The organism is Pseudoduganella chitinolytica (genome assembly GCF_029028125.1).
Classification (GTDB): Bacteria; Pseudomonadota; Gammaproteobacteria; order Burkholderiales; family Burkholderiaceae_D; genus Rugamonas; species Rugamonas chitinolytica.
Map to the genome: position 1 here is coordinate 731466 of NZ_CP119083.1, position 25553 is coordinate 757018.

Consider the following 25553-nt stretch of genomic DNA (forward strand, 5'->3'; position numbering starts at 1 on the left):
TCCGTTGGTCGAAAAATCAATCTGGCTTTTGAGGTAAGCGCACGATGCAACTGCAGGGTGGGGACGACATGGCGGAGATCGCGTTCGGCGCATTCCGGCTCGTGCCGCACGAGCGCGCGCTGTACCGGGGCGACGCGCCGGTGCGGCTGAGCGGGCGTGCGTTCGACGTGCTGCTGGCACTGGTGGAACGGGCCGGCACCGTCGTGGCCAAGGACGAGCTGATCGCCCGCGTCTGGCCGCATACCGTGGTGGAGGAGGGCAACCTGCGCGTGCACGTGGGGGCGCTGCGCAAGGCGCTGGGCAGCGACCAGAGCTATGTCGAGAACGTGGTGGGGCGAGGCTATTGCTTCGTTGCGCCCCTGCGTTCGCCCCGCATCGCCCAGGCCATTCCGGCTGCGGCGTTGGCGCGTCCGCGCCTGGTGGGCCGCGATGCGCTGCTCGACCAGCTGGCCGCTCAGTTGCCCGCGCAGTGCCTGCTGACGATCGTCGGGCCCGGCGGCATGGGCAAGACGGTGGTAGCGCTATCACTGGCAGCACGTGTCGCGCCCGCGTTCGACAACGCGGTGCATATCGTCGACCTGGCCGCTGTGACGGCGCCGGCCCGGCTGGTCGAAGCGCTCGCGCGTTCGCTCGACGTGCCGGGCACGCCGGCACTGCCGGACCTGCTGGGGCGGCTGCACGGGCGCCGCGCGCTGCTGGTGCTGGACGGTTGCGAGCACCTGGTGGACGCGGTGGCGGACCTGGCGGCCACCATCTTGCGCGAAGCACCGCGCGTGCATGTACTGGCGACCAGCCGCGAACCGCTGCGTGGCGGCGGCGAATGGGTGCACCGGCTGGCGCCGTTGGCATTGCCGCCGGCGCAAGTGGAGGAGCCGGCCGCGCTGCTGCGGTACGCGGCCGTGCAACTGTTTGTCGAGCGGGTGGGCGCGGATGGCGCGACGCTGACCCTCGGGCGGCACAACGCCGCGGCGGTGGCCGACATCTGCCGCCGCCTGGACGGCATCCCGCTGGCGCTCGAGCTGGCGGCCGGGCGGGCCGCGTTTTTTGGCGTGCACGAGCTGGCGCTGCGCCTGTCGGACTGCTTCGCCGTACTGACGCGGGGACGCCGCACGGCACTGCCGCGCCACCAGACGCTGCGTGCGACGCTGGACTGGAGCTACGACATGCTCGCACCGGAGGAGCAGGCGGTGTTGCGCCGCCTCGCCGTGTTCAGTGGCGCCTTCACGCTGGCCGCGGCGGCCGACGTGGCGCACGGCGCGGAAGTGGCGCCCGCGGCAGTGGCGGAGCGGGTGGCTGCCCTGGCGGCCAAGTCGCTGGTCGGGATCGAGGCGGACGGCGCCGCCGTGCAGTACCGCCTGCTCGGCACCACCCGCAGCTACGCATTGGACAAGCTGCGTGCGGCCGGCGAGGAAGACATGGCCGCGCGGCGCCTGGCATTGCGCCGGCAACCTGCTGCGCAGCGCGCGCGCGCGGCGCCATGACGGCGCCGCCACCTCGTGTGCCGGGCATCCGCCACGTGCTCTGGCACGACCCGCTGGCGCTGATCGCCCTGATGCTGGGGCCCGGCATGTGGTTCTTCTTCAGCATCCCCTTCGATCGCAGCGCCGGCGTGTTCGACCCCTCCATGCGCGAGGTGCTGGTGGCCATCACGCCCATCTGGGTCGGCCTGCTGTGGTGGCGGCTGGCCCGGTTCCGCATACTGTTCCGGCGCGGCGTGCCGGGCAAGGGATTCGTCACGGCGATCCATCGGCACCGGGGCAGTGTGCGGATCGAGTTCCGCTACGAGGCGGGCGGACAGGCCCACCGCAGCTGGTTAGCCGTCAACGAGTCGTGCGCCACCGACCGGCTCGCGCCCGAGCAGGAAGTGGACCTGCTGGTGCATCCCGAGCGGCCGGGACGCGCGACCATCCCGCACCTGTACCGGCTGCCTTGAGGCCGGCCCCCGCAGCGCTTCAGCGCTCGGCGAAGAATGCCGAGGGCGAGCTGCCGAAGGTCTTCCTGAACATCTGCGAGAATGCCGACTGGCTGGCATAGCCCAGCTGCTCGGCCACGCGGCCCAGCGGCATGCCGCGGGCGATCAGCGGCGCCGCGTGCGCCAGCCGGACCTGCTGGCGCCACTGGCCGAAGCCCATGCCCAGCTCGCGCTCGAACAGCCGGGCCAAGGTGCGCTCGGAGGCGCCCACGCGGGCCGCCCAGCCGGCCAAGGTCAGCGCGGCGGCCGGGTCGTCGATCAGGCCCGCGCACAGCGCTGCCAGGCGCTTGTCGCGCGGCAGCGGCACGCGGATGGGGCGTGTTGCGCAACGGCCCATCTCGTCCAGGATCAGGTTGCCGACAAGGTCCGTGCGGGCCGTCGTCACCCCTGGCGGCAATTGCTCGAGCGCCGCGATCAGCTCGCGCAGCAGCCCGGAGACGGCCAGCACACGGCAGTCGGTGCCGGGAAAGGGGGCACGCGCCGCCAGGATGCGCAGCGGCCGCAGCCGGGTTTGTTCCAGCACCGTCACCGCATGTTCGACCTGCGGCGCGATCCAGATCGCGCGCGACGGCGGCACGATCCACGTGCTGTCCGCCACCGTCACCCGCAGCACGCCATCGAGCGCGTAGGTCAGCTGGCCCCACGGGTGGCGGTGCGGCGCGACATTCTGCGTGGCGGCCAGGTCGCGCGCGCACATCGTGACCGGCAGGCGCTCTTCGGGCACGTTGCAGTCGTCCAGCGGGGCCGTATGGCGAACGATGGCGATGGTCATGGTTTGGCAGGATTGCGATAATTGTTGGCCTGCTATCTTAAAACAGACGCGTCCCTTTTGCCTACACTGGCGTTTTGCCACCGCTGCCAGGACGCTTGCATGAACCCACCCGCTGCCACTTCCGCCGCCGTCACGGCCGGTGCCGACGGCACCTTGCGCGAGGACGCCCGTGTGATCGGCCTGGTCGGGCTGGCGCACGGCACCTCGCACTTCTATCACCTGATCCTGGCGGCGCTGTTCCCCTGGCTGCGCGCCGACTTCGGTCTCAGCTATGCGCAACTGGGCCTCTTGATGACGGTGTTCTTCGTCGTCTCCGGCGTGGGCCAGGCGCTGGCCGGCTTCGTGGTCGACCGCGTGGGCGCGCGCCGCGTGCTGTTCGCGGGCATGGCGATGCTGGGCATCTCCGCGCTGGCGCTGTCGCTGGCGCACAGCTATGCGGGCTTGGTGGGGGGCGCCTTGCTGGCCGGCCTCGGCAACAGCATCTTCCACCCGGCCGACTACACGCTGCTGAACCAGCGCGTGTCGCGCGCCCGGCTGGCGCACGGCTTTTCCGTGCACGGCATCAGCGGCAATATCGGCTGGGCCGCCGCGCCGCTGTTCATGACCACCGTGGCCACGCTGGCCGACTGGCGCACGGCGCTGGCGTGCGCGGCCCTGCTGCCGCTGGCCGTGCTGGCGATCCTGTTCACCAACCGCGACGCGCTGCGCCCGGACCCGCCCGCGCCGCCAGCGGCCGCGGGGCAGGGCGGCGTGCTGGGCTTCCTGCGCCTGCCCACTGTGTGGATGTGCTTTGCGTTCTTCTTCCTGACGGCCGTGGCGCTGGGCGGCATCCAGGCGTTCGGGCCGATCGCGCTGGCGCAGCTGTACGGCGTCTCGCACGAGCTGGCCACCAGCTCGTACACGGCCTACATGCTGGCGTCGGCTGGCGGCATGGTCATCGGCGGCTTCCTGGGCGCCGGCGCGCGGCGGCACGACCGCACGGTCGCGCTGGCGTTCGCCTGTGCCGCCGCGCTGGCCGTGCTGCTGGGCAGCGGCTGGCTGGCCGGCTGGACCGTGTTGCCGCTGATGGCGGCGATCGGCTTCTGTTCCGGCGTGGCAGGCCCGTCGCGCGACCTGATGATCCGCGCGGCCGCGCCGCAGAACGCCACCGGCCGCGTGTACGGCGTGGTCTACTCGGGCCTGGACACGGGACTGTCGGTGGGGCCACTGCTGTTCGGCGCCATCATGGATGCCGGCCATCCGGGCTGGCTGTTCTACGGCGTCGCATTGTTCCAGCTGCTGGCGATCGGCACGGCGGTGGGCGTGGGCGGCAGCAGCCGGGCGGCAGTGGCCCCACCGGCGGCGGCGAAAACGGTCTAGTATCGCGCGGGTCAGGGATGGATCTCCCGCCAGCCGATATCGTTGACGGTCGTGCCGCACGTACAAACCCGGTGGGTGAGGTTCGCGAATACCAAGGGCGCCAGGGCGACCTTGCACTGCGGGCAGTAGATCCTGCCGCACATGTTGGCCGGGCAGCGCCCCCAGGTATTGTTGGCCCAGCTTGCCATCCAGCCGTGATAATCCAGGCACACGGAACAGGTATAGCGGCCACGGTGATGTTCCCGGGCATCGCGGGCCCATTCCTTTGCCGTGTCGACGCGCTGGCGGTAACGTGTCCCGATCTCGACCAGTGGCGCCAGCGGATAGGCCGATATCCGCAAGGTCGGTATCACCGCGACATTGCCGAAACCGGGCAGGCCGGCGCGGCTCAGGGTGTTGGCCGACTGCGCCCGTGTTGCCTGGACAGGCGACAGCAGGCCGGGGAACGCGGCAATCGCCGTCGCTTGCGGAATGCTGATCCGGTCCACCTCGCCGTCATCGAACAGGCACTTCCCCACCGTGTACGGGGCCGTGCCGCTCGCCCACGCTTCGATGCACTCGACCGTTCCGGCCGAATTGATGAGCGTGAAGGAGTGCAGGCCGTAGTCGACTTTCAGGAAATGGCCGGGGGTAAAGTTGTTGACGCCGATAGGCGGGGCGGCGGCGCCCACGGCCGTGGCGATGGGCGCGGCACGGGGCACGGCCTGAAGCAGGTCGGCCAGCATGGCCGCGACATCGTGGCAAGCGGTGTAGGCATGGTGGTCGACGTAGTCGCTCCAGGTACTGGCCGTTCCCATCTGGGGCGTGCCCATGTTGTTGGTGGTGATCAGCGCCAGGGAAAACGCATCGGCCGGTTCACGTGGGCGGCGTTGATTCCGGATGGCTGTCGCGACGGGACCTGGCATGATGGCACCTCCTTCGTTTCCGGTGGCGGAGCTTGGGCGAATGGTGCCGTTGCCACGCAAGGCCGCCATTCACTGGCGGGAGAGCGCATCGTTTGCCGCTCGCGGGCCGGTACATCGAGCATACGCCGGGATCGCCGTGTGGGTTGACTGGCAGTGCGCAAACGACCAAAAAACCACACGCCCCACCCGGTTCTTCTTGCCGCACCCGGCGCCACGGTAAGCTGCGCATTTCGCCTGCACATCAAAGGAACCCCATGACCGCACTCCACCCATTCGCCACCACCGACCTGTGCGACGAGCACGAAGCCCTGCTGGAAGACGGCCGCCTGGCCGTGCTGCCGCCCGTGTTCCAGCGCTTTGGCCGGCGCACGGCCTTTGCCGGTCCCGCCGTCACGCTGCGCGTGTTCGAGGACAACGCGCTGGTGCGCGCCACGCTGGAGACGGCGGGCGACGGCCGCGTGCTGGCGATCGACGGCGGCGGCAGCCTGCGCCGCGCGCTGGTCGGCGGCCAGCTGGCCGTACTGGCGCAGGACAACGGCTGGGCCGGCATCGTCGTCGACGGCTGCGTGCGCGACACGGTGGAGATCGATGCCTGCGATGTCGGCGTGCGCGCGCTGGCGGCGCATCCACGCCGCAGCAGCAAGCGCGGCGTGGGCGAGCGCGACGTGCGGGTGCACATCGCCGGTATCGCCGTCGCGCCGGGCGACTGGATCTATGCCGATGCCGATGGCGTGCTGGTCGCGCGCGAACGCCTGGCCTGAACGCAGGCGGTTTCACGCTGCGGGAAGGAGATTCCACGATGTGAAAGCGAGCGCCCCGCCTGCACGGTATTTCGTCCCATGGCGAGAAATTCCGTGCCGCATCATGGAATCCGGTTGCCAAGTCGCTGAATACAAACGATTAAAACCAGCTCATGTGTCTTATATAAGACCAGCGGCGTGCCCTGCGCGGGCGTTTATGATGTCCTGTACGGCAGTATTCGCTCAAACGTTCAGGAGGAGATCATGGCAACGCGTGACCAACAGGCGGCGGCGCTGCGCGAGGCGTGGGAAACCGATCCGCGCTGGGCCGGCATCCGGCGCGACTACACGCCCCAGGACGTCGTGCGGCTGCGCGGTTCCGTCCAGGTCGAGCACACGCTGGCACGGCGCGGTGCGGCGAAGCTGTGGAACCTGTTGCACGACGAGCCTTTTGTCCAGGCGCTGGGCGCCCTGACGGGCGACCAGGCCCTGCAGCAGGTGGAGGCGGGGCTGAAAGCGATCTACCTGTCCGGTGACGCGAACTGCGCGAGCGGGACGTATTCCGACCAGTCGCCGTATCGGGCCGATGCCATGCCGGCCCTGGTGCGGCGCATCAATGGCACATTCCAGCGTGCCGACCAGGTCCAGTGGGCCGAGGGCCGCGCCGACGTCGACTTCTTCGCCCCCATCGTGGCGGATGCGGAGGCCGGCGGCGTGCTGGACGCGTTCGAGCGGATGAAGGCGCTGATCGAGGCCGGCGCCGCCGGCGTGCATGTCGATGACCGGCTGGCCACTGTCAGGCCATGCGGGCAGATGGGCGGCAAAGTGCTGGTGCCCACCCGCGCGGCCGTGGAGAAGCTGGCGGCGGCGCGCCTGGCGGCCGACGCGATGGACACACCGACCGTGCTGATCGCCCGCACCGACGCGCAAGCCGCCGACTTCCTGAGCGCCGATGTCGATGCCAACGACCGCCCGTTCTGCACGGGCGAGCGTAGCGTGGAAGGCTACTTCAGGGTGCGGCCCGGCGTCGAGCCGGCCATTGCCCGCGCGCTGGCCTATGCGCCGTACGCCGACCTGGTGTGGTGCGAGACGGGCAAGCCGGACCTGGCATTCGCCAAGCGCTTCGCCGAAGCCGTCCATGCGCGCTTCCCCGGCAAGCTGCTGGCTTATGACTGCTCGCCGTCGTTCAACTGGAAGAAGAACCTGGACGACGCCACCATCGGCCGCTTCCAGAGGGAGCTGGGCGCGATGGGCTACAAGTTCCAGTTCATTGCGCTGGCCGGACTGCACTCGCAAGACTACGGCATGTTCCACCTGGCGCATGGCTACGCGCGCCGGCACATGGCCGCGTTCGTCGAGCTGCAGGAGGCGCAGTTCGCCGCGGCGGCGCGGGGCTTCACGGCCGTCAAGCAACGGCGCGAGGTGGACGCCGGCTATTTCGAGGCCATTGCGCAGGCGGTCCGGCAGGGCGAACAGTTCTTCCCGGCGCAGCGGGTGGCTTGAGGGGGAGTGGCGGCAGGCACCTGTTTTCGAGGCGACGACGCACCGAAACAGGGGTCCGTCACCGTCGGTTCGGCTGGCGCAGGCAATTCTCTGGGATAATGGCGCCTCGAATCACCGAAAAGAAGACCATGTTCAGTTACCGCCACGCCTTCCATGCCGGCAATCACGCCGACGTCCTGAAGCACTTCGTCCAGATCCAGCTGCTGCAATACCTGAACCAGAAGGATGTCGCCTACAGCTACATCGACACCCACGCGGGTGCCGGCGTGTACGCGCTCGACAGTGTCCAGGCCACGAAGAACGCGGAATTCGAGACGGGTATCGGCCCGCTGTGGGACCGCACCGACCTGCCGCCGCCGCTAGCCGACTATGTCAACCTCGTCAAGGCGATGAACCCGAGCGGCAAGATGCGCTACTACCCGGGCTCGCCGTACTGCGCCGAGCAGGTGGCGCGCGAGATGGACCGGATCCGCCTGTTCGAGCTGCACCCGGCCGACGTGCGCCTGCTGGACGAGAACTTCCGCAAGCTCGAAGCGCACCAGGCCGCGCAGGGGCATCGTCCCACCACGCGCGGCAAGCGCGTGATCGTCAACAAGGCCGACGGCTTCCTGGGCGTGCGCGCGCTGCTGCCGCCGCCGTCGCGCCGGGGGCTGGTGCTGTGCGATCCGCCCTACGAGGACAAGCAGGACTACAAAAAGGTCGTCGACATGCTGGGCGACGCGCTGAAGCGCTTCCCGACCGGCATGTACGCCATCTGGTATCCCGTGCTGCAGCGCATCGAGGCGCGCAACTTCTCGGAGAAATTGAAGCACCTGCCGGCCGCCAGCTGGCTGAACGTGACGTTGACGGTGTCGACGCCGGGCCCGGACGGGTTCGGCCTGCACAGCAGCGGCATGTTCATCCTGAATCCGCCGTACACGCTGGAACCCGTGCTGAAGCAGGTGATGCCGTACCTGGTGCAGGCACTGGGCCGCGACAAGGGCGCGGCGTTTACGCTCGAAAGTGGCGACGCCGCCACACCGCGCAAGGCGCCCGCGCACACCGCTGAACCCCGCACGGGTGGCGCGGCGAGCCGCCCGGGCTCGCTCCGTGCGCCGGGCGCGCGCCCGGCGTCGGGCCGGCCGGGAAGCCCCGGTGGCGCGACCCGGCGTCCTGCGGCTGGACGCCCGACCGGCGTCAAGAAAACGTAAAAGATGTTGCCATCTTTGCCATGGCGCGGTACGCTAGAGGATTGTACTCAAGCAGGTAAGTGTGATGACCTTGGCCGCACGCCCGGAAGCCGCCATTCCCATGCCGTTCGCCAATAACTTTTTCCTGGCGCGGCAGCCCATCCTCAATCGCAACCAGCGGCTCGTCGCCTACGAGCTGCTGTATCGTAACGCCGAATGCGAGGGCGCGGAATTCACGGACGGCACGGCCGCGACGGCATCCGTCATCGCGCATGCGTCCGAACTGGGCATGGAGCAGGTCGTGGGCGACCAGCTGGCCTACGTCAACGTCGATACGGAAGGGCTGATGAGCGACTTCATCCGCTTCTTGCCGAACGACAAGGTCATCCTGGAAGTACTGGAAACGGTCGAGCCCACGCCGGACGTGCTGGCCCGCCTGGCCGAGTTGCGCCAGGCCGGCTTCAAGTTCGCGCTGGACGACGTGGGTGGCGCCACCGAAAGCCTGCGCAAGCTGCAGCCGCTGATGGACATCATCAAGGTCGATATCCAGCAGATGGCGCCTGATGCGCTGGCCGCGCTGACGCGCTCCCTGAAGAACCCGCACCAGAAGCTGCTGGCCGAGAAGGTCGAGACGCACGACCAGTTCCGCCAGTGCATGGACCTGGGGTTCGAGTACTTCCAGGGTTATTACTTCGCCAAGCCCGTCATCCTGTCGGGCAAGAAGATCGCGCCGTCGCAGCTGGCCATCATGCAGCTGTTGGACCTGTTGAACAGCGATGCCGAGCAGCGCGACATCGAACGCAGCGTCAAGCTCGACCCGTTGATCACCCTGAACCTGCTGCGCCTCGTGAACACGCCGGCCGTGGGGGCGCGCTTCCGCATCAATTCCGTGGCCCACGCCCTGATCGTGCTGGGCCGGCGCCAGTTGCAGCGCTGGCTGCAGATCCTGCTGTACGTGAAGGGCCAGCAATACGACTCGCCGCTGCTGCAACTGGCGACGACCCGCGGCAAGACGATGGAACTGCTGCTGGAAAAGCTGCAGCCGGGCGAGCGCATCAGCGCCGATATCGGTTTTACCGTCGGCATCATGTCGCTGATGGATACGCTGTTCTCCGTCGCGATGTCCGAAATCCTCGGCAGCGTCAACGTGCTGGACGAAGTGCGCGACGCGCTGCTGCACCGGGGCGGCCAGTATGGCGCGGCGCTGAAGCTGATCGAGATGGTCGAACGGGCCCAGGAAGGGCCGGAGCTGACGGCGCTGCTGCACCGCCTGAAGCTGACGCCGGCCGAGCTGTATGCGTGCCAGCTGGCGGCGTACGAGTGGGTCGACGAGTATCGGGTCGCGATCGCGGAGCCGGCGAAACGCTAGCGCATGAGATGCTGGGGTCTGTCCCCAACGGGGACCGACCCCGGTTTCTTTCCGCGGCCAAGCCGTCATTCTGTTGGGTTCAAGTCCGGAACCTCGGTACTCATGCGTCGACGATAAAAACCGGGGTCAGTCCCGAAGGGACAGACCCCCGCCCTCACTGCCCCAGCAACAAGAACACCGTCGGCTTCTTGTGGAAATCCGGCGCCCGCCCGGCCGCCAGCGCGCCCTGCCACTGCGCCGCCGTCTGCGTGCGGATCGTTTCCGTCGCCAGGCTGATGTCGGTTGCCACGCAGATCAGCGTGCCGCCCTGGCAGCTCGATGCCAGCGCCTCCAGCATCTGGCCGTTGCGATACGGCGTCTCGATAAAGAGCTGCGTCTGCTTTTCCTGGCGCGAGCGCGTCTCCAGTTCGCGCAGGCGCTTCGTGCGGGCGGCCGGGTCGGTCGGCAGGTAGCCGTTGAAGGCGAAGCTTTGTCCGTTCAGGCCGCTTGCCATGACGGCCAGCAGCAGCGAGGACGGCCCCACCAGCGGCCGCACGGCGATGCCTTCCTTGTGCGCGAGCCGGACCAGGTCGGCGCCCGGATCGGCCACCGCGGGGACGCCCGCCTCGGACAGCAGGCCCACGTCATGGCCCGCGCGCAGCGGCGCCAGCAGGCCAGCCAGCGCTTCCGCCCTGGTATTGACGTTCAGTTCGGCGATGGCGATCTGCTGCAGCGGTACGGCCAGCGGGTGGGTGGCGTTGACGAGCTTCAGGAAGGCCCGCGCCGTCTTGGCGTTCTCGGCGACGAAATGCGTCAGTTGCGCCGTCGTCGCCTGCACGTGGGTGGGGATGACGGCATCGAGCGAGGCGGTCTCGCCCAGGGTGTTCGGAATCAGGTAAAGCGTGCCTGGCATGAGTGAAGCTTTCTTATTGTTGGAAGAAGGTGATGCCGGCCTGGCGCAGCATGCTTGTGAGGGCGATCAGCGGCAGGCCCGTCAGCGCGGTCGGGTCGGTCGAATCGATCCGTTCCAGGATGGCGATGCCCAGGCCTTCGTTCTTGGCGCTGCCCGCGCAGTCGTACGGCTGCTCGATGCGCAGGTAGGCATCGAGCTCGGCATCCGGCAGGTCGCGGAACTTGACGATCGTCCGGATGTCTTCCACCTGGTGGCTGCCGTCGCGGCCGTCGGCCAGGCACAGCGCTGTGTGGAACACGACTTCGCGCCCGCGCATCCTTCGCAGTTGGGCCAGCGCCGCTTCGTGGCTGCCGGGTTTGCCGATCTGCTCGCCATCCAGCGTGGCGACCTGGTCGGAACCGATGACGAGGCTGCCGGGATGGCGCGCGGCCACGGCCGCCGCCTTGGCTTGCGCCAGGCGCAGCGCGGTGGCGGGCGGGGTTTCGCCGGGCAGGGGGCGTTCGTCGATGGCGGGCACGTCCACGGTGAACGGCAGGTGCAGGCGTTGCAGCAGTTCGCGACGGTAGGCGGAGCTGCTGGCAAGGATCAGGGGAGGTTGGCGTGTAGAGGCAGGCGTTGGGTTCATGGAAAGTTTTTATGGCGACGGGCCACGAATTGTTATATGCTCTGTGCGCCGTGAGTGGGCCGTGCGGTTTACCCAACGTCGACCCGATGCGAGGCTGCGGATTTTCAGCAATTCTGCAGCAATTTCGCAGCAATTTCGCAGCAATTTCGCAGCAAGCCGGCCGCAAAAGCGGCCAGGTCTTTGACGCGGCGTTGAAAACCCTGTTATTATCGCAGGTTTTCGAGGGAAATTTTAGCCAATGAATGCTCTTGTGATCGACGCCTTTGAATTCTGTCGGACCAACAGCACACGGGAAGGCGTCACGCCGGTGGCTGAAATGGAACGCCTGTCGAGGGATTGCGCCGACAACTCGGGCGCCATCGAATGGCGTGCCGAAGGCAGCACGAGCAAGCAAGGGTTTCCGCAGATGCGCCTGGCCGTCGCGGGGACCGTGCAGCTGACGTGCCAGCGTTGCCTGACCCCGTTCGCGTACGAGATCGACTCCGCGACACTCTTGATGCTGGGCGAGAGCGATGCCCACGCCGACGAGATCGAAGAGATCGTCGACGACGAAACGATCGACGTCATCGTCGGCACCCGTTCCATGAACCTGATGGACCTGATGGAAGACGAGGCCCTGCTGGCCTTGCCGCAAGCACCGAAGCACGAAGTCTGCCCCGATACCGGGCTGCTCGATTCGGTCAAGAGCGAAAAGAAATCACCGTTCGAAGCTCTTCGTGAGCTCAAGAAATCATAAGTTTGCAGTTTGCAGTACCGCCTTCGCGAGAAGGCAAATGAAGAACGTGCCAGGCGGGCTGCGGGTATGGCATTTTGCAGTAGAGCAGCAGGCAGTCACGGTTCGGCAAGCGATTGCCGCTGGGATACTCGATTTGCATCATTTTGCGGATCGTTTGTGTTAAAATTTTAGAACTTAAGTATTAGGAGTCATCATGGCAGTTCAACAGAACAAGAAGTCCCCATCGAAGCGCGGTATGCACCGTTCGCACGATTTCCTGGTTGCGCCAAACCTGGCCGTCGAGCCGACGACCGGCGAAACCCACCTGCGTCACCACATCAGCCCGAACGGCTTCTACCGTGGTCGCAAAGTGCTGAAGACCAAGAACGACGAGTAATCGACGTTTTTTGTCCGGCAAAAGACCAAAAGCGGTGCGACGCAGTGAAACTGACGTGGCGCCGCTTTTTCTTTTCCCCCGCCGCTTTTCGGACCGGCGTGTAACTGAATACCGCAGGCTCTGACGTCACCGTCAGAATTGCTTCTTTGCCCGCAATGACAATCAAAATCTCAATCGACTGCATGGGCGGAGACCACGGCCCGTCTGTCACCATTCCCGCCGCAATCTCCTTCCTGAAACGTACCCCCGATGCCGAGCTGACCCTGGTCGGGCTCGAAGACGTCGTCAAGGCCGAGCTGAAAAAGCTGCATGCCGATGCGCATCCGCGCGTGTCCATCCTCCATGCCTCCGAGCAGGTGACGATGGACGATCCGCTGGAGGTCGCACTGCGCCGCAAGAAGGACTCGTCCATGCGCGTGGCCATCGAGCAGGTCAAGGACGGCAAGGCGCAAGCCTGCGTCTCGGCCGGCAATACCGGCGCCCTGATGGCCGTGTCGCGCTACGTGCTGAAGACGATGGCCGGCGTGGACCGTCCCGCCATCTGCACGATCATGCCGAACATGAACGACGGCCCCACCTACGTGATGGACCTGGGCGCCAACGTCGACTGCGAGCCCCATCACCTGCACCAGTTCGCCATCATGGGTTCCGTGCTGGTGCACGCGATGGAAGGCATCGCCCGGCCCACCATTGGCCTGCTCAACGTGGGCACGGAAGACATCAAGGGCAACGAGGTCGTCAAGGCCACGTCGCAACTGCTGCGCGCCGACCATGAGCGCGGCAAGCTGAACTTCTTCGGCAATGTCGAGGGCAACGACATCTTCAAGGGCACCACCGACGTGGTCGTATGCGACGGCTTCGTCGGCAACGTGACGCTCAAGGCCATCGAGGGCCTGGCGCGCTTCTTCAAGCTGGTGCTGACGACCGAGTTCAAGCGCACGCCGCTGACGATGCTGGGCGCCGTGATCGCCCGCAGCGCGTTAAAGCGCATCACGAAGCGCTTGAATCCCGCCCGCTACAATGGCGCCAGCTTGCTGGGCCTGCGCGGGCTGGTCTTCAAGAGCCATGGCGGCGCCGATGCGGAGGCCTTCGAATGGGCCCTGCGCCGGGCGTACGAGGCCGCCAAAAACGACGTGCAGCAGCAGCTGGCGGACATGATCGCCGAGCTGATGCCGCGCGAACCACAACCGAACGCAACGAAATCGGACGAGACTGCATGACTTTGTACAGCAAAATTATCGGTACCGGCAGCTACCTGCCTGAACGGCGTGTGACCAACTTCGACCTGGCCGACCAGCTGGCGGCCAAGGGCATCGAAACGTCCGACGAGTGGATCTCGTCGCGCAGCGGCATCAAGGCGCGCCACTATGCGGCACCCGAGCAGGTGTCGTCCGACCTGGGCGTGATCGCGGCGCAGCGCGCGCTGGAGATGGCGGGCCTGCGCCCGGACGATATCGACCTGATCATCGTCGCCAGTTCCACGCCCGATTTCTTCGGCAGCTTCCCCAGCACCGCCTGCATCGTGCAGCGCAAGCTGGGCATGACCAATACGAGCGCCGCCGTGGACGTGCAGGCCGTCTGCAGCGGCTTCGTCTACGCGGTCGCGTCGGCGGACAGCTTCATCAAGTCGGGCATGCACAAGAACGTGCTGGTGATCGGCGCCGAGGTGTTCTCGCGCATCCTGAACTTCGAGGACCGCACCACCTGCGTGCTGTTCGGCGACGGCGCCGGCGCGGTCGTCATGACGGCTGCGCAGGAGCCGGGCGTGCTGGCCTGCAAGCTGCACGCGGACGGCCGCCATGCGGACATCCTGTCGGTGCCGGGCAATGTCGCCGGTGGTGCCGTGGCCGGCAGCGCGTTCCTGTACATGGACGGGCAGGCCGTGTTCAAGCTGGCCGTGTCGGTACTGGAGAAGGTGGCGCACGAGGCGCTCGAGCATGCCGGCATGACCTCCGATCAGATCGACTGGCTGATCCCGCACCAGGCCAATATCCGCATCATGAACGGCACGGCCAAGAAGCTCGGCCTGCCACTGGAGAAGATGGTGGTGACGGTGGACCAGCACGGCAACACGTCGGCCGCGTCGATTCCGCTGGCGCTGGACGTCGCCGTGCGCGACGGCCGCATCCAGCCGGGCCAGGCGGTCATGATGGAAGGCGTGGGCGGCGGCTTCACGTGGGGTGCGGTGCTGGCCCGGATGTAAGCAAAGCGGTCGCGGCGGTGTACAATGCGCGCCGATTTAGAATTAGTGTTCTACCAGCCAGGCGTAGCCGCGCCGGCGCCGGGCGCGTTAGCCTTGCGCCGCATCCAATCAGAAAGAGAACAACATGACCAAATTTGCATTTGTATTCCCGGGCCAGGGTTCCCAGGCTGTCGCGATGCTGGCGGGCTTTGCCGGCAATCCCGTGGTGGCGCAGACGGTGGCCGAAGCGTCGGACGCGCTGCAGTTCGACCTCGGCAAGCTGATCGAGGAAGGCCCGAAGGAAGAACTGGACCTGACGACCAATACGCAGCCGGCCATGCTGACGGCCGCCGTGGCCGTGTACCGCGCGTGGATCGCCGCGGGCGGTCCGGTGCCGTCCGTCGTTGCCGGCCACAGCCTGGGTGAATACTCGGCGCTCGTGGCCGCCGGCGTGATTCCGTTCAAGGATGCCGTGCCGCTGGTGCGCTTCCGCGCCCAGGCAATGCAGGAAGCGGTGCCGGTGGGCCAGGGCACGATGGCGGTCGTGCTGGGCCTGTCGGACGACGACGTGCGCGCGGCCTGCGCCGAGGCGCTGGCCGCGGACCCGAACCAGGTGGTCGAGGCCGTCAACTTCAATGCGCCGGCCCAGGTCGTCATCGCGGGCCATACCGCCGCCGTCGAGAAGGCGTGCGAATTCGCCAAGGCCAAGGGTGCCAAGCGCGCCATGCGCCTGCCTGTCTCGGCGCCGTTCCACTCGTCGCTGCTGAAGCCCGCGTCGGACCGCCTGCGCGACTACATGGCCAACCTGCATTTCGACGCGCCGCAGATCGACCTGATCAACAATGTCGACGTGGCCGTGCTGACGGACCCGGCCAGCATCAAGGATGCGCTGGTGCGCCAGGCCGCCAGCCCCGTGCGCTGGGTCGAGACGATGCAGCAGGTGGCCAGCCAGGGCATCAGCCAGGTGATCGAATGCGGTCCGGGTAAAGTACTGATGGGCCTGGCCAAGCGGATCGCCCCGAACCTGGTGGGCGACGCGATCGTCGACCAGGCATCGCTGGAACGCGTGCTGGCCACGCTGAAGTGATGCGCCGGCCTGGCGCTGCCGGGCCGCCAACAAATTCCACAAAGAAGGGATGTCAACCATGAACCTGTCCAATCAAGTCGCCCTCGTCACGGGCGCGTCGCGCGGCATCGGCAAGGCCATCGCCATCGAACTGGCGCGCCAGGGCGCGAAAGTCATCGGCACCGCCACCACCGAAGCGGGCGCCGAGGCGATTTCCGCCTACCTGGCCGAGATCGGTCCGGAGGCCGGCGAGGGCGCCGTGCTGAACGTGACGGACGCCGAGCGCTGCGCCGGCATCCTCGACGAGATCGCCAAGCAATACGGCGCCGTCGGCATCCTCGTCAATAACGCGGGCATCACGGCCGACCAGCTGGCGATGCGCATGAAGGACGACGAATGGGACAAGGTGATCCTCACCAACTTGTCCGCCGTCGGCCGCCTGTCGCGTGGCGTGCTGCGCGGCATGATGAAGGCCAAGGCCGGCCGCATCATCAATATCACGTCCGTCGTCGCGTCGTTCGGCAATCCTGGCCAGATGAATTACGCCGCGGCCAAGGCCGGCGTGGAAGGCATGAGCCGCGCGCTGGCGCGCGAGATCGGCAGCCGCAACATCACCGTCAACTGCATCGCGCCAGGCTTCATCGATACCGACATGACGAAGGTGCTGGGCGAAGAGCAGCACGCGGCCCTGCTGACGCAGATCCCGCTGGGCCGCCTGGGCAAGCCGGAAGACATCGCCGCGGCGGTGGCGTTCCTGGCCTCGCCGCAAGCCAATTACATTACAGGTACGACGCTGCATGTAAATGGCGGCATGTACATGGGGTAACCCCTGGACACGCCAGTACCAGGCGTGTCCGCAAGCAAGAATCGATGGGGTCGCGCAGCATAATTAAAGACACGATCCCGTCTTTTACGAACGATTTCGGTAAAGCTGAGCACAGAAGCCGAAATTAGTTTTTCAACGCGCAAACCTGATAAAATGCGCGCTTTCCGTAACATCCACAATGGAGCCATAACATGTCCGATATCGAACAACGCGTTAAGAAGATCGTCGCCGAACAACTGGGCGTCGCCGAAGCAGACATCAAGAACGAATCGTCCTTCGTCGATGACCTGGGCGCCGACTCCCTCGACACCGTTGAGCTGGTCATGGCACTGGAAGACGAATTCGAAATGGAAATCCCAGACGAACAGGCTGAAAAGATCACCACGGTGCAGCAAGCCATCGACTACGCGACCGCGCACGTCAAGGCCTGAGCCAGGTTTTCAGAATCAGCCGTACCCGATCGACTCCAGGAGAATCGCTTGAGTTCTAAAAACCGTCGTGTGGTGGTAACCGGTCTCGGTTGCGTGGCCCCGGTCGGCAATACGATTGCCGAAGCGTGGAGCGCGATTACCGAGGGCAAGTCCGGTATCGCCGACATCACCAAGTTTGATGCCAGTGCGTTCTCGACCCGTTTTGCCGGCGAGGTCAAGAACTTCAACGTCGAGCAGTACATCGACGCCAAGGCAGCCCGCCACATGGATACGTTCATCCATTACGGCATGGCTGCTGGTATCCAGGCGATCGAGGATTCCGGTCTGGTCGTCACCGAGGAAAACGCCGATCGCATCGGCGTGATCATCGGCTCCGGCATCGGCGGCCTGCCGATGATCGAAGAACAGAAGGAAGACTACGACAAGCGCGGCCCGCGCCGCATTTCGCCGTTCTTCGTGCCGGCCTCGATCATTAATATGATCTCCGGCAATCTGTCGATCAAGTACAACATGCGTGGCCCGAACCTGGCTATCGTGACGGCCTGCACCACCGGTCTGCACAGCATCGGCGCAGCGGCCCGCCTGATCGAGTACGGCGATGCCGACGCGATGGTTGCCGGCGGCTCCGAGGCCACCGTGTCGCCGCTCGGCCTGGGCGGTTTCGCCACGGCCCGTGCGCTGTCCACCCGCAATGACGATCCCGCCACCGCGTCCCGTCCATGGGACAAGGACCGCGACGGCTTCGTGCTGGGCGAGGGCGCCGGCGTGATGGTGCTGGAAGAGTACGAGCACGCGAAAGCGCGCGGCGCGAAGATCTACGCGGAACTGCACGGCTTCGGCATGAGCGGCGATGCGTACCACATGACGTCGCCGCTGGAAGACGGCAGCGGCGGCAGCAAGGCCACCATTGCCGCGTTGAAGAGCGCCGGGATCAATCCCGACCAGGTGCAGTACGTCAATGCGCATGGTACGTCGACCCCGCCGGGCGACGTGGCCGAAGTGCTGGGCATCAAGCGCACGTTCGGCGAGCACGCGAAGAACCTGGTGATCAGCTCCACCAAGTCGATGACGGGTCACCTGCTGGGTGGCGCGGGCGGCCTGGAAGCCGTGTTTACCGTGCTGGCGATCCACCACCAGGTGGCACCGCCCACGATCAACCTGTTCAACCAGGACCCTGCATGCGACCTGGACTTCTGCGCTAACGTGGCCCGGCCGATGCATATCCAGTATGCCGTCAAGAACTCGTTCGGCTTCGGCGGCACGAACGGCAGCCTGGTGTTCGGCAAAGTCTAAGCACGTATTGAACTTTTTTCGGCTCACTCCGGTCTTACCGGAGTGAGCGCCGGAAGAAGTCGCAGGAGGGCGCGGCAGCGATGTCGCGCCCTTTGCACTCCTCCCTCCGTTGGGGACGTCACTCCAACCGATTGCCCGGCAACAGGCCGGCGCTTCTGTTTTCGTTTCCGTTTTTTTCTGTCGGATCGCTGATCCGGTCTTGACCGTTTGCGATGGCCCGTTGTCGTGCCATGCCTGCCGATGCGTTGCCGCGCGCCTGCATGCCTGTTCCCGCCTGTCGGAGGTGCCGATGTCGATTGCCGTGTCCGTATCGATCCTGCCGTCGCGGCGGCTGTGGCGGCTGCACGTGCTGCTGTACTTGCTCGTGCTGCTGTCCGCCGCGTGTGCCCCGCACGCGTCATGGCGGCTGGCGCTTGCGGCAGCTGCCGCGCTGGCAGCCTGCCGCGGGCATGGCTTTGTCAATCCGGCGCGGCTTGATATTTCGGGTGTCGGTGCAATGCGCCTGGCGGTATACCCATTGATGACCGGCTCGCGCATGGCAGGCCGGGCGGCCATGCCGGCGCGTGCGCCGCCCGTCGCCCCGGCGGCTCGTGAGGTGCGCATGCTGCCTGGTTCCACGCTGTGGCCGGGGCTGCTGCTGCTCAGGCTGCGCGGCGACGACGACGTCGTGCACTGGCTTGCCGTGCTGCCGGACAGTGTCGGGCCGGACGCGTGGCGCCGGCTGGCGCTGGCCCTGCGCGCCGTCGCCGCGCGCGTGCCGGCGGCGGGCGATGTGGAAGGAGCAGGCTGAAGGAGTGCGCAGTTGGCGGGCCCGTGAGGATGCCCGAAAAAAATCCTCGCAACCCCTGAACCAATTGCGGGTGCGCCGCCTCATAGCAGTAGGGCGCCGCGCCGCAGGCCACCGAGGGCAGAAGGTGACGACAGACCGTGAGAGCGACCGGCTGCTGGTCGAACGAGTCCAGGCAGGCGAGCGGCAGGCATTCGATCTGCTGGTATCGAAGTATCAGCGCAGGCTGATGCGGCTGGTGGCGCGCATCGTGCGCGATCCGGCGGAGGCGGAAGACATCGTGCAGGAAACGTTCATCAAGGCGTTCCGGGCGCTGCGTCATTTCCGCGGCGATGCGGCGTTCTACACGTGGCTGTACCGCATCGGCATCAACACGGCAAAGAACTACCTCGTGATCCAGGCCCGTCGCGCGACCGGGGCCGTGGGGCCGGAGGAGAGCGGCGAGGCGGGCGCGGCGGGCGAAGGTCCGCGCGACATCAACACGCCCGAGTCCATGCTTGCCAGCAAGCAGATCGCGCAGACCGTCAACGCGGCGATGGATGCGCTGCCGGTGGACCTGCGCACAGCGATCCTGCTGCGGGAGATCGAAGGGATGAGCTACGAGGAAATATCCGCCATCATGTCCTGTCCCATCGGTACGGTGCGCAGCCGTATCTTCCGCGCGCGTGAGGTGATTGCGGAAAAACTGCGCCCCCTGCTCGATGTGCCGATTGACAAGCGCTGGTAGCGGGCGAACACTCGTGCTGTGCCCGTACGGCATGGCCGAGGCCGCTGTCCGGGAGGGCGGCGGCGGCAGGAGGCGGGCCCGGCAGCCAGGGACCCGCGCACGGATGGCAGTACCACTACGGCGGCATCTTATGGACACGACTCGACTGCAGGAGAACATCTCGGCGCTGGCGGACGGCGAGCTGCCCGCCTGCGACGTGGAGCTGACGATGGCCGCGCTGGCCGAGCCGGCGGGGCAGGCCGCCTGGGACATGTACCGCCTGATCGGCGATACCCTGCGTGCCGATGCGGCAGCGGTCGAGCCGGGGCCCGGCCTGGCGGCCCGGGTGGCGGCGCGCCTTGCCGCCGAGCCCCTGCCGGTGGACGATCGAGGCAACGCAGGCGGGACGGCGGCACAGCCCGCCGCGGCCGCCGCTGCGACCGGCGCACCGCCCGGCCCCAATGCTGGCGGGGCGGGATCGTCACAACGCGCGGCAGCCGACACCGACCCGGACACCGATACCGACATCGACACCGACACCGGCACCGACACTGACACTGACACCGCCACCGGCACCGGCACCGGCACCGGCACCGGCACCGACCCAGATGCCGATGCCCGTCGCGATACCGCCGGGAATGCCCACGCTGCCGCCGCGGCTGGCACCGAGGACGTAGGGACTGCGGAGAACGGCGTCGTCGTCCCGCCCGCGCCAGCCGCACCGTCGCCTGCCGCCGACGGTCCCGCGCCCGTGTTGGCGCGCTGACCTGTTGCCTGCAACAACTTGCAACAAACCATTGCATCAACCTGCGTTTTCCCCTCTTGAAATTCCTAACGGCTTGCAACATCTTGTGTGTGCTGCAACGCCGGATTTCGCTTACCATTGTGCGAAGCTGCGCGATTTGCCAGGCGATCGACCCATCCGAAAAACAATACTATTCCTATGAAAACCAATTTCTCTGCTGGAAGTAAAACCTTGTCGGCGCTGATGGTCAGCGCGGGTATCCTGTTCGCTCCCGCAACGGTTGGCCTGGCGCCCGTCCATGCGGCCGCGTCGGCCGTCGCGGGCCTGCCCGACTTCTCCGACATGGTCGACAAGGTCGGCCCCGCCGTCGTCAATATCCGCACTACCGAGCGTCTGCGCATGCGCGACGACGGTCCGGACCAGGATGAGATGCAGGAGTTCTTCCGCCGCTTCTTCGGCGGCCAGATGCCGACGCCGCGCGGGCCGCAGGCGCCACGCGGCGGCCGCCGCGCCGTGCCGCAGGAGCAGGAAGTGCAGCGCGGTGTCGGTTCCGGCTTCATCATTTCGGCCGACGGCTACGTGCTGACCAATGCGCACGTCGTTGCCGGCGCCGACGAGGTCTACGTGACCTTGACGGACAAGCGCGAGTTCAAGGCCAAGGTGCTGGGCTCGGATGTCAGCACCGACGTGGCGCTGCTGAAGATCGACGGCGGCAAGCTGCCGGCATTGACGATGGGCGATCCAGGCAAGATTCGCGTCGGCGAATGGGTGATCGCGATCGGCTCGCCGTTCAACCTGGAGAACACGGTCACGGCGGGCATTATTTCTGCCAAGTCGCGCGACACGGGCGAGTACCTGCCCCTGATCCAGAGCGACGTGGCCGTCAACCCGGGCAATTCGGGCGGTCCGCTGATCAATATGCGCGGCGAAGTCATCGGCATCAACTCGCAGATCGCCACCTTGTCCGGCGGCTACAACGGCATCTCCTTTGCCGTGCCGATCGACGAGGCCATGCGCGTCGCGGACCAGTTGAAGAAATCCGGCAAGGTCACGCGCGGACGCATCGGCGTGTCCGTTGGCGAAGTCAGCCGCGAGGTGGCCGAGTCGCTGGGCCTGAAGGGCGCGCGTGGCGCCGAGGTGTCGCAGGTGGAGGCGGGCGGACCCGCCGCCAAGGCGGGCCTGAAGCCGGGCGACATCATCGTCAAGTTCAACGGCACGGAGATCGCCAAGTCATCCGACCTGCCGCGCCTGGTGGGCAATACCACGCCGAACAGCAAGGCCACCGTTACCGTGTGGCGTACGGGATCGCTGGTGGACCTGCCGATCGTCGTGGCCGAGCGCGAATCCGACCAGGCCAGCGCGCCGGGCCGTGGCGGCGAGCGCAGCAAGCCGAAGGCCGAAGGCGCGGCCAACGCACTGGGCTTCAAGGTCAGCGACCTGACGGCCGCCGAGAAGAAGAAGTTGGGCGTGGCCGGCGGCGTGAAGGTCGATGCCACCGAAGGCGCCGCGGCCGGGGCCGGCCTGCGCCAGGGCGACATCCTGCTGCAGTTGAACAATTCGGCCATCGTCGATGCCAAGCAGTTTGCCGCGCTGGTCGCCAAGCTCGATCCGAAGAAGCCTTCGGTCGTGCTGGTGCGCCGTGGCGACACGTCGCAATTCGTGTCGCTGCGCCCGACCGCCCGTTGATCCTGCCGATGCCAGCGGTGCGCTGGCGCCTGCCGCACCCCACGACCTGAAGCTGGGGTCGGACCCGACGGGTCCGACCCCGGATCTTGCTCTTGGGTTAAGAAGGCAGTCGCGGCACGCCGACAGTCATTGCCAACCTCTCGATTCACTTCCCTTGCCGACCCACTTCACCCTCTATTCCCGCAGCTACTGCCACCTGTGCCAGGACATGCTCGACGCCTTGGAACGGCTGCGCACGCCCGAGCATTCATTTACCGTCGAAGTGATCGACGTGGACGCCGATCCCGCGCTGGTGGAGCGCTTCGACGAACTGGTGCCCGTCCTGTTCGCCGGGCTGGACCGGCCCGAGTTGTGCCATTACTTCCTGGACGAAGCGCGCGTGCTGGCCGTTCTGCGCGGCAATTAATCGCTCGACAATTTCCCGATTTGCATCTTTTCGTGCCCGATACGTCAGAAGTCGGGCTTTCCCCTCTGAAATCCGGTAAAATGCCAAGGGTTATACCCGGATTTCGTGTTCCGGCGGAGGGCGTCGCCGTGATGTGTTCCGCCGCCCGGCGGCGCCGCGCATGTGCTGGCGCGCCCGGCCTGAGCCCCGCGCGAGCGGGCCCGTACTGGTGTAGAGGTTTCCTCAAAGCGCTCGCCAGGGCCCCGGCCCCAGAGCGCTTTTTGTATTGCTGTCGTCTGATACGTTTTTAAATTAATGAACAACATTCGCAATTTCTCCATCATCGCCCACATCGACCATGGCAAGTCCACCCTGGCGGACCGTATCATCCAGCTCTGTGGCGGCCTGTCGGACCGCGAGATGGAATCGCAGGTGCTCGATTCGATGGATCTGGAGCGCGAGCGCGGCATCACCATCAAGGCCCAGACGGCGGCGCTGAAGTACAAGGCGCGCAACGGCGAGGTCTACAACCTGAACCTGATCGATACCCCCGGCCACGTCGACTTCTCGTATGAAGTCAGCCGCTCGCTGTCCGCCTGCGAAGGCGCGCTGCTGGTCGTCGATGCCTCCCAGGGTGTGGAAGCGCAGACCGTGGCGAACTGCTACACGGCGCTCGACCTGGGCGTGGAAGTGGTGCCCGTGCTGAACAAGATCGACCTGCCGAACGCCGATCCGCCGACGGCGATCGCCGAGATCGAGGACGTCATCGGCATCGAAGCGGGCGACGCCGTGCATTGCTCGGCCAAGACGGGCCTGGGCGTCGAGGACGTGCTGGAATCGATCATCGCCAAGGTGCCGCCACCGAAGGGCGATCCGGAAGCGCCGCTGCAGGCGCTGATCATCGACTCGTGGTACGACGCCTACGTGGGCGTCGTCATGCTGGTGCGCGTGGTCAACGGCACGATGAAGCCGAAGGAAAAGATCCGCCTGATGGCGACCGACTCCGTCCAGCTGGTGGAAGACATCGGCATCTTCTCGCCCCGCTCCGTATCGCTGCCGCAGCTGTCCGCGGGGCAGGTGGGCTTCGTCATCGCAGGCATCAAGGAACTGAAGGTGGCCCGCGTGGGCGACACGATCACGTCCGCGACCAAGCCGGCCGAGGCGCCGTTGCCGGGCTTCAAGGAAGTGCAGCCGCAGGTGTTCGCCGGCCTGTTCCCGGTCGAAGCGAACCAGTACGACGCGTTGCGCGACTCGCTGGAAAAGCTGAAGCTGAACGACGCCGCGCTGATGTACGAGCCGGAAGTATCGCAGGCGCTGGGCTTCGGCTTCCGCTGCGGCTTCCTGGGCTTGTTGCACATGGAAATCGTGCAGGAACGCCTGGAGCGCGAGTTCGACATGGACTTGATCACGACGGCACCGACCGTCGTGTACGAAGTCGAGCGCCGCGACGGCACCGTCATGAACGTCGACAACCCGTCGCGCATGCCGGACCCGTCGCACATCACGGAAGTGCGCGAGCCGATCGTCACCGTCAACCTGTACATGCCGCAGGAGTACGTGGGTTCCGTGATTACCTTGTGTATTGCCAAGCGCGGCATCCAGATGGACATGGCGTACCACGGGCGCCAGGTCAAGCTGATGTACGAGATGCCGATGGCCGAGATCGTGCTCGACTTCTTCGACAAGCTCAAATCCACGTCGCGCGGCTACGCGTCGATGGACTACGAGTTCAAGGAATACCGCGCGGCCGACGTCGTCAAGGTCGACATGCTGATCAACAGCGAAAAGGTCGACGCGCTGGCGATCATCGTCCACCGCGCCAACGCGCCGTACCGTGGCCGCGCCGTGGCCGCCAAGATGCGCGAACTGATTCCGCGCCAGATGTTCGACGTGGCCATCCAGGCCGCCATCGGCTCGAACATCATCTCGCGCGAGAACGTCAAGGCCCTGCGCAAGAACGTGCTGGCCAAGTGCTACGGCGGCGACATCTCCCGTAAGAAGAAGCTGCTGGAGAAGCAGAAGGCCGGCAAGAAGCGCATGAAGCAGGTGGGCTCCGTCGAGATCCCGCAAGAAGCATTCCTGGCAATCCTCCAAGTGGAAGAGAAATGACAATGCAAAGCATCCTGGGCAATTTCGCGCTGATTCTGTTCGTCCTGATGGTCGTGACGGGCGTAATCTGGGTCCTGGACGTCTTCGTGCTGTCGAAGCAACGCCGCGTGGCGGCCGACAAGGCGCTGGCCGAGTACGATGCGCGCACGGCCAAGCTGACGGCCGACGGCATCCGCCTCGACAGCCACCAGAACGCGCGCGAGAAGCTGGAAGCGGAGCACCTGCGCCAGCCCACGTGGATCGAGTACTCGGGCAGCTTCTTCCCCGTCATCGCGCTGGTGTTCGTGCTGCGCTCGTTCCTGTTCGAGCCGTTCAAGATTCCGTCGTCGTCGATGGTGCCGACCTTGCTGGTGGGCGACCTGATCCTCGTCAACAAGTTCACGTACGGCATCCGCCTGCCCATCATCAACCAGAAGATCGTCCAGATCAACGACCCGCAGCGGGGCGACGTGATGGTGTTCAAGTACCCGATGGACATGAGTCAGGACTACATCAAGCGCGTCGTTGGCGTCCCTGGTGATAAGATCACCTACGAAGGCAAGAAACTGACGGTCAACGGCAAGCCGGTCGCCTACGCCGCGCAGGAAGACTACCTGGACGACGAGAGCCTCGTCTACAAGAAACAGTTCAAGGAGAGCCTGACGGGCGTGGAACACCGCATCCTGAACGACGACCGGGCGCCCACGCTGAACTTGGGCGACGTGCGCGACTTCCCCAACAAGGAAGCCTGCACGTACACGACGGAAGGGTTTACGTGCGTCGTTCCGGCCGGTAATTACTTCATGATGGGTGACAACCGCGACAACAGCGCGGACAGCCGTTACTGGGGCTTCGTACCGGACAAGAACATTGTCGGCAAGGCCGTGGCCGTGTGGATGAACTTCTCGAACATGCGCCGCATCGGCGGGATTCACTAAGG

Annotated in this window: 28 protein-coding genes; 23 read left to right on the top strand and 5 right to left on the bottom strand. The window is 66.3% G+C overall.

Annotated elements, in window-relative coordinates; genetic code table 11:
* Positions 1–44 precede the first annotated feature (44 nt).
* Positions 45–1481: an ATP-binding protein gene (locus PX653_RS03295; protein WP_277416507.1), complete on the top strand. Its 1437-nt coding sequence runs from the start codon at positions 45–47 to the stop codon at positions 1479–1481.
* A 35-nt stretch (positions 1482–1516) separates the two neighbouring features.
* Positions 1517–1933, top strand: coding sequence for a hypothetical protein (locus PX653_RS03300; RefSeq protein ID WP_277416508.1), 417 nt, complete (start codon positions 1517–1519; stop codon positions 1931–1933).
* Positions 1934–1952: 19 nt separating this feature from the next.
* Here the strand turns inward: PX653_RS03300 and PX653_RS03305 are convergent, their stop codons facing one another.
* Complete coding sequence (locus tag PX653_RS03305) at positions 1953–2744, bottom strand: AraC family transcriptional regulator (protein ID WP_277416509.1); 792 nt, start codon at positions 2742–2744, stop codon at positions 1953–1955.
* Positions 2745–2843: 99 nt separating this feature from the next.
* Between PX653_RS03305 and PX653_RS03310 the strand changes: the two genes are divergently transcribed.
* Positions 2844–4103, top strand: coding sequence for an MFS transporter (locus PX653_RS03310; protein ID WP_277416510.1), 1260 nt, complete (start codon positions 2844–2846; stop codon positions 4101–4103).
* Positions 4104–4114: 11 nt separating this feature from the next.
* Here PX653_RS03310 and PX653_RS03315 read toward each other — a convergent pair whose 3' ends face one another.
* On the bottom strand, positions 4115–5008 hold the full coding sequence (locus tag PX653_RS03315; RefSeq protein WP_277416511.1) for a hypothetical protein: 894 nt from the start codon (positions 5006–5008) through the stop codon (positions 4115–4117).
* 254 nt (positions 5009–5262) lie between these two features.
* On the opposite strand from PX653_RS03315, the gene rraA reads away from it, so the two are divergent.
* From rraA to PX653_RS03335, 4 genes are all read left to right on the top strand, one after another.
* Positions 5263–5769 (top strand): ribonuclease E activity regulator RraA, encoded by a 507-nt coding sequence (rraA, locus tag PX653_RS03320; protein ID WP_277416512.1) that lies wholly within the window; start codon positions 5263–5265, stop codon positions 5767–5769.
* Positions 5770–6012: 243 nt separating this feature from the next.
* Positions 6013–7251 (top strand): isocitrate lyase, encoded by a 1239-nt coding sequence (aceA, locus tag PX653_RS03325; RefSeq protein ID WP_277416513.1) that lies wholly within the window; start codon positions 6013–6015, stop codon positions 7249–7251.
* Between the two features lie 128 nt (positions 7252–7379).
* Positions 7380–8441, top strand: coding sequence for a 23S rRNA (adenine(2030)-N(6))-methyltransferase RlmJ (locus PX653_RS03330; RefSeq protein ID WP_277416514.1), 1062 nt, complete (start codon positions 7380–7382; stop codon positions 8439–8441).
* Positions 8442–8505: 64 nt separating this feature from the next.
* The gene (locus tag PX653_RS03335) at positions 8506–9789 is read left to right on the top strand and encodes an EAL and HDOD domain-containing protein (RefSeq protein ID WP_277416515.1); all 1284 of its coding nucleotides are present in this window, start codon (positions 8506–8508) and stop codon (positions 9787–9789) included.
* 154 nt (positions 9790–9943) lie between these two features.
* Here PX653_RS03335 and PX653_RS03340 read toward each other — a convergent pair whose 3' ends face one another.
* Both PX653_RS03340 and PX653_RS03345 read right to left on the bottom strand, forming a co-directional pair.
* Positions 9944–10681: an SAM-dependent methyltransferase gene (locus PX653_RS03340; protein WP_277416516.1), complete on the bottom strand. Its 738-nt coding sequence runs from the start codon at positions 10679–10681 to the stop codon at positions 9944–9946.
* A 13-nt stretch (positions 10682–10694) separates the two neighbouring features.
* Positions 10695–11306 carry a Maf-like protein gene (locus tag PX653_RS03345; RefSeq protein WP_277416517.1) on the bottom strand — a complete coding sequence of 204 codons (612 nt, stop codon included), beginning with the start codon at positions 11304–11306 and terminating at the stop codon, positions 10695–10697.
* 11 nt (positions 11307–11317) lie between these two features.
* Here PX653_RS03345 and PX653_RS03350 point away from each other — a divergent pair, with 11 nt between their 5' ends.
* From PX653_RS03350 to fabF, 9 genes are all read left to right on the top strand, one after another.
* Positions 11318–11548 carry a hypothetical protein gene (locus PX653_RS03350; RefSeq protein ID WP_277416518.1) on the top strand — a complete coding sequence of 77 codons (231 nt, stop codon included), beginning with the start codon at positions 11318–11320 and terminating at the stop codon, positions 11546–11548.
* Complete coding sequence (locus tag PX653_RS03355; protein WP_277416519.1) at positions 11545–12042, top strand: YceD family protein; 498 nt, start codon at positions 11545–11547, stop codon at positions 12040–12042. The genes PX653_RS03350 and PX653_RS03355 overlap by 4 nt, the downstream gene beginning before the upstream one ends.
* Before the next feature lie 193 nt (positions 12043–12235).
* A complete protein-coding gene (gene rpmF / locus PX653_RS03360; RefSeq protein ID WP_028104096.1) occupies positions 12236–12418 on the top strand; it encodes a 50S ribosomal protein L32 in 183 nt (60 codons plus the stop codon).
* A 155-nt stretch (positions 12419–12573) separates the two neighbouring features.
* The gene (gene plsX / locus PX653_RS03365) at positions 12574–13638 is read left to right on the top strand and encodes a phosphate acyltransferase PlsX (protein ID WP_277416520.1); all 1065 of its coding nucleotides are present in this window, start codon (positions 12574–12576) and stop codon (positions 13636–13638) included.
* Positions 13635–14621: a beta-ketoacyl-ACP synthase III gene (locus tag PX653_RS03370; protein WP_277416521.1), complete on the top strand. Its 987-nt coding sequence runs from the start codon at positions 13635–13637 to the stop codon at positions 14619–14621. The genes plsX and PX653_RS03370 overlap by 4 nt, the downstream gene beginning before the upstream one ends.
* Before the next feature lie 124 nt (positions 14622–14745).
* Complete coding sequence (gene fabD, locus PX653_RS03375) at positions 14746–15687, top strand: ACP S-malonyltransferase (RefSeq protein WP_277416522.1); 942 nt, start codon at positions 14746–14748, stop codon at positions 15685–15687.
* 49 nt (positions 15688–15736) lie between these two features.
* Positions 15737–16492, top strand: coding sequence for a 3-oxoacyl-ACP reductase FabG (gene fabG, locus PX653_RS03380; RefSeq protein WP_277416523.1), 756 nt, complete (start codon positions 15737–15739; stop codon positions 16490–16492).
* A 191-nt stretch (positions 16493–16683) separates the two neighbouring features.
* Positions 16684–16923 carry an acyl carrier protein gene (acpP, locus tag PX653_RS03385; RefSeq protein ID WP_028104092.1) on the top strand — a complete coding sequence of 80 codons (240 nt, stop codon included), beginning with the start codon at positions 16684–16686 and terminating at the stop codon, positions 16921–16923.
* A 48-nt stretch (positions 16924–16971) separates the two neighbouring features.
* Positions 16972–18216: a beta-ketoacyl-ACP synthase II gene (gene fabF / locus PX653_RS03390; protein ID WP_277416524.1), complete on the top strand. Its 1245-nt coding sequence runs from the start codon at positions 16972–16974 to the stop codon at positions 18214–18216.
* A 118-nt stretch (positions 18217–18334) separates the two neighbouring features.
* Here fabF and PX653_RS03395 read toward each other — a convergent pair whose 3' ends face one another.
* On the bottom strand, positions 18335–18478 hold the full coding sequence (locus PX653_RS03395) for a hypothetical protein (protein ID WP_277416525.1): 144 nt from the start codon (positions 18476–18478) through the stop codon (positions 18335–18337).
* A 27-nt stretch (positions 18479–18505) separates the two neighbouring features.
* Between PX653_RS03395 and PX653_RS03400 the strand changes: the two genes are divergently transcribed.
* From PX653_RS03400 to lepB, 7 genes are all read left to right on the top strand, one after another.
* The gene (locus PX653_RS03400; RefSeq protein WP_277416526.1) at positions 18506–19006 is read left to right on the top strand and encodes a hypothetical protein; all 501 of its coding nucleotides are present in this window, start codon (positions 18506–18508) and stop codon (positions 19004–19006) included.
* A gap of 124 nt (positions 19007–19130) precedes the next feature.
* Entirely contained in the window at positions 19131–19730 is a 600-nt protein-coding gene (rpoE, locus tag PX653_RS03405) for an RNA polymerase sigma factor RpoE (protein WP_277416527.1), read from the top strand.
* Positions 19731–19860: 130 nt separating this feature from the next.
* Positions 19861–20475 carry an RseA family anti-sigma factor gene (locus tag PX653_RS03410; protein ID WP_277416528.1) on the top strand — a complete coding sequence of 205 codons (615 nt, stop codon included), beginning with the start codon at positions 19861–19863 and terminating at the stop codon, positions 20473–20475.
* A gap of 177 nt (positions 20476–20652) precedes the next feature.
* Positions 20653–22140: a Do family serine endopeptidase gene (locus PX653_RS03415; protein ID WP_371876411.1), complete on the top strand. Its 1488-nt coding sequence runs from the start codon at positions 20653–20655 to the stop codon at positions 22138–22140.
* Positions 22141–22294: 154 nt separating this feature from the next.
* On the top strand, positions 22295–22546 hold the full coding sequence (locus tag PX653_RS03420; protein WP_277416529.1) for a glutaredoxin family protein: 252 nt from the start codon (positions 22295–22297) through the stop codon (positions 22544–22546).
* A gap of 294 nt (positions 22547–22840) precedes the next feature.
* Positions 22841–24634 carry a translation elongation factor 4 gene (gene lepA, locus PX653_RS03425; protein WP_277416530.1) on the top strand — a complete coding sequence of 598 codons (1794 nt, stop codon included), beginning with the start codon at positions 22841–22843 and terminating at the stop codon, positions 24632–24634.
* Positions 24631–25551: a signal peptidase I gene (gene lepB / locus PX653_RS03430; protein WP_277416531.1), complete on the top strand. Its 921-nt coding sequence runs from the start codon at positions 24631–24633 to the stop codon at positions 25549–25551. Before lepA ends, lepB begins: the two co-directional genes overlap by 4 nt.
* Positions 25552–25553 lie beyond the last annotated feature (2 nt).

What these genes read in the sequence shown, in the direction of transcription:
- PX653_RS03295 (WP_277416507.1), top strand. Translation starts at nt 45, where the DNA reads ATGCAACTGCAGGGTGGGGACGACATGGCGGAGATCGCGTTCGGCGCA.
- PX653_RS03305 (WP_277416509.1), bottom strand. Translation starts at nt 2,744, where the DNA reads ATGACCATCGCCATCGTTCGCCATACGGCCCCGCTGGACGACTGCAAC.
- PX653_RS03310 (WP_277416510.1), top strand. Translation starts at nt 2,844, where the DNA reads ATGAACCCACCCGCTGCCACTTCCGCCGCCGTCACGGCCGGTGCCGAC.
- PX653_RS03315 (WP_277416511.1), bottom strand. Translation starts at nt 5,008, where the DNA reads ATGCCAGGTCCCGTCGCGACAGCCATCCGGAATCAACGCCGCCCACGT.
- rraA (WP_277416512.1), top strand. Translation starts at nt 5,263, where the DNA reads ATGACCGCACTCCACCCATTCGCCACCACCGACCTGTGCGACGAGCAC.
- aceA (WP_277416513.1), top strand. Translation starts at nt 6,013, where the DNA reads ATGGCAACGCGTGACCAACAGGCGGCGGCGCTGCGCGAGGCGTGGGAA.
- PX653_RS03330 (WP_277416514.1), top strand. Translation starts at nt 7,380, where the DNA reads ATGTTCAGTTACCGCCACGCCTTCCATGCCGGCAATCACGCCGACGTC.
- PX653_RS03335 (WP_277416515.1), top strand. Translation starts at nt 8,506, where the DNA reads ATGACCTTGGCCGCACGCCCGGAAGCCGCCATTCCCATGCCGTTCGCC.
- PX653_RS03340 (WP_277416516.1), bottom strand. Translation starts at nt 10,681, where the DNA reads ATGCCAGGCACGCTTTACCTGATTCCGAACACCCTGGGCGAGACCGCC.
- PX653_RS03345 (WP_277416517.1), bottom strand. Translation starts at nt 11,306, where the DNA reads ATGAACCCAACGCCTGCCTCTACACGCCAACCTCCCCTGATCCTTGCC.
- PX653_RS03350 (WP_277416518.1), top strand. Translation starts at nt 11,318, where the DNA reads ATGGCGACGGGCCACGAATTGTTATATGCTCTGTGCGCCGTGAGTGGG.
- PX653_RS03355 (WP_277416519.1), top strand. Translation starts at nt 11,545, where the DNA reads ATGAATGCTCTTGTGATCGACGCCTTTGAATTCTGTCGGACCAACAGC.
- rpmF (WP_028104096.1), top strand. Translation starts at nt 12,236, where the DNA reads ATGGCAGTTCAACAGAACAAGAAGTCCCCATCGAAGCGCGGTATGCAC.
- plsX (WP_277416520.1), top strand. Translation starts at nt 12,574, where the DNA reads ATGACAATCAAAATCTCAATCGACTGCATGGGCGGAGACCACGGCCCG.
- PX653_RS03370 (WP_277416521.1), top strand. Translation starts at nt 13,635, where the DNA reads ATGACTTTGTACAGCAAAATTATCGGTACCGGCAGCTACCTGCCTGAA.
- fabD (WP_277416522.1), top strand. Translation starts at nt 14,746, where the DNA reads ATGACCAAATTTGCATTTGTATTCCCGGGCCAGGGTTCCCAGGCTGTC.
- fabG (WP_277416523.1), top strand. Translation starts at nt 15,737, where the DNA reads ATGTCAACCATGAACCTGTCCAATCAAGTCGCCCTCGTCACGGGCGCG.
- acpP (WP_028104092.1), top strand. Translation starts at nt 16,684, where the DNA reads ATGTCCGATATCGAACAACGCGTTAAGAAGATCGTCGCCGAACAACTG.
- PX653_RS03395 (WP_277416525.1), bottom strand. Translation starts at nt 18,478, where the DNA reads ATGCAGGCGCGCGGCAACGCATCGGCAGGCATGGCACGACAACGGGCC.
- PX653_RS03400 (WP_277416526.1), top strand. Translation starts at nt 18,506, where the DNA reads ATGTCGATTGCCGTGTCCGTATCGATCCTGCCGTCGCGGCGGCTGTGG.
- PX653_RS03410 (WP_277416528.1), top strand. Translation starts at nt 19,861, where the DNA reads ATGGACACGACTCGACTGCAGGAGAACATCTCGGCGCTGGCGGACGGC.
- PX653_RS03415 (WP_371876411.1), top strand. Translation starts at nt 20,653, where the DNA reads ATGAAAACCAATTTCTCTGCTGGAAGTAAAACCTTGTCGGCGCTGATG.
- lepA (WP_277416530.1), top strand. Translation starts at nt 22,841, where the DNA reads ATGAACAACATTCGCAATTTCTCCATCATCGCCCACATCGACCATGGC.
- lepB (WP_277416531.1), top strand. Translation starts at nt 24,631, where the DNA reads ATGACAATGCAAAGCATCCTGGGCAATTTCGCGCTGATTCTGTTCGTC.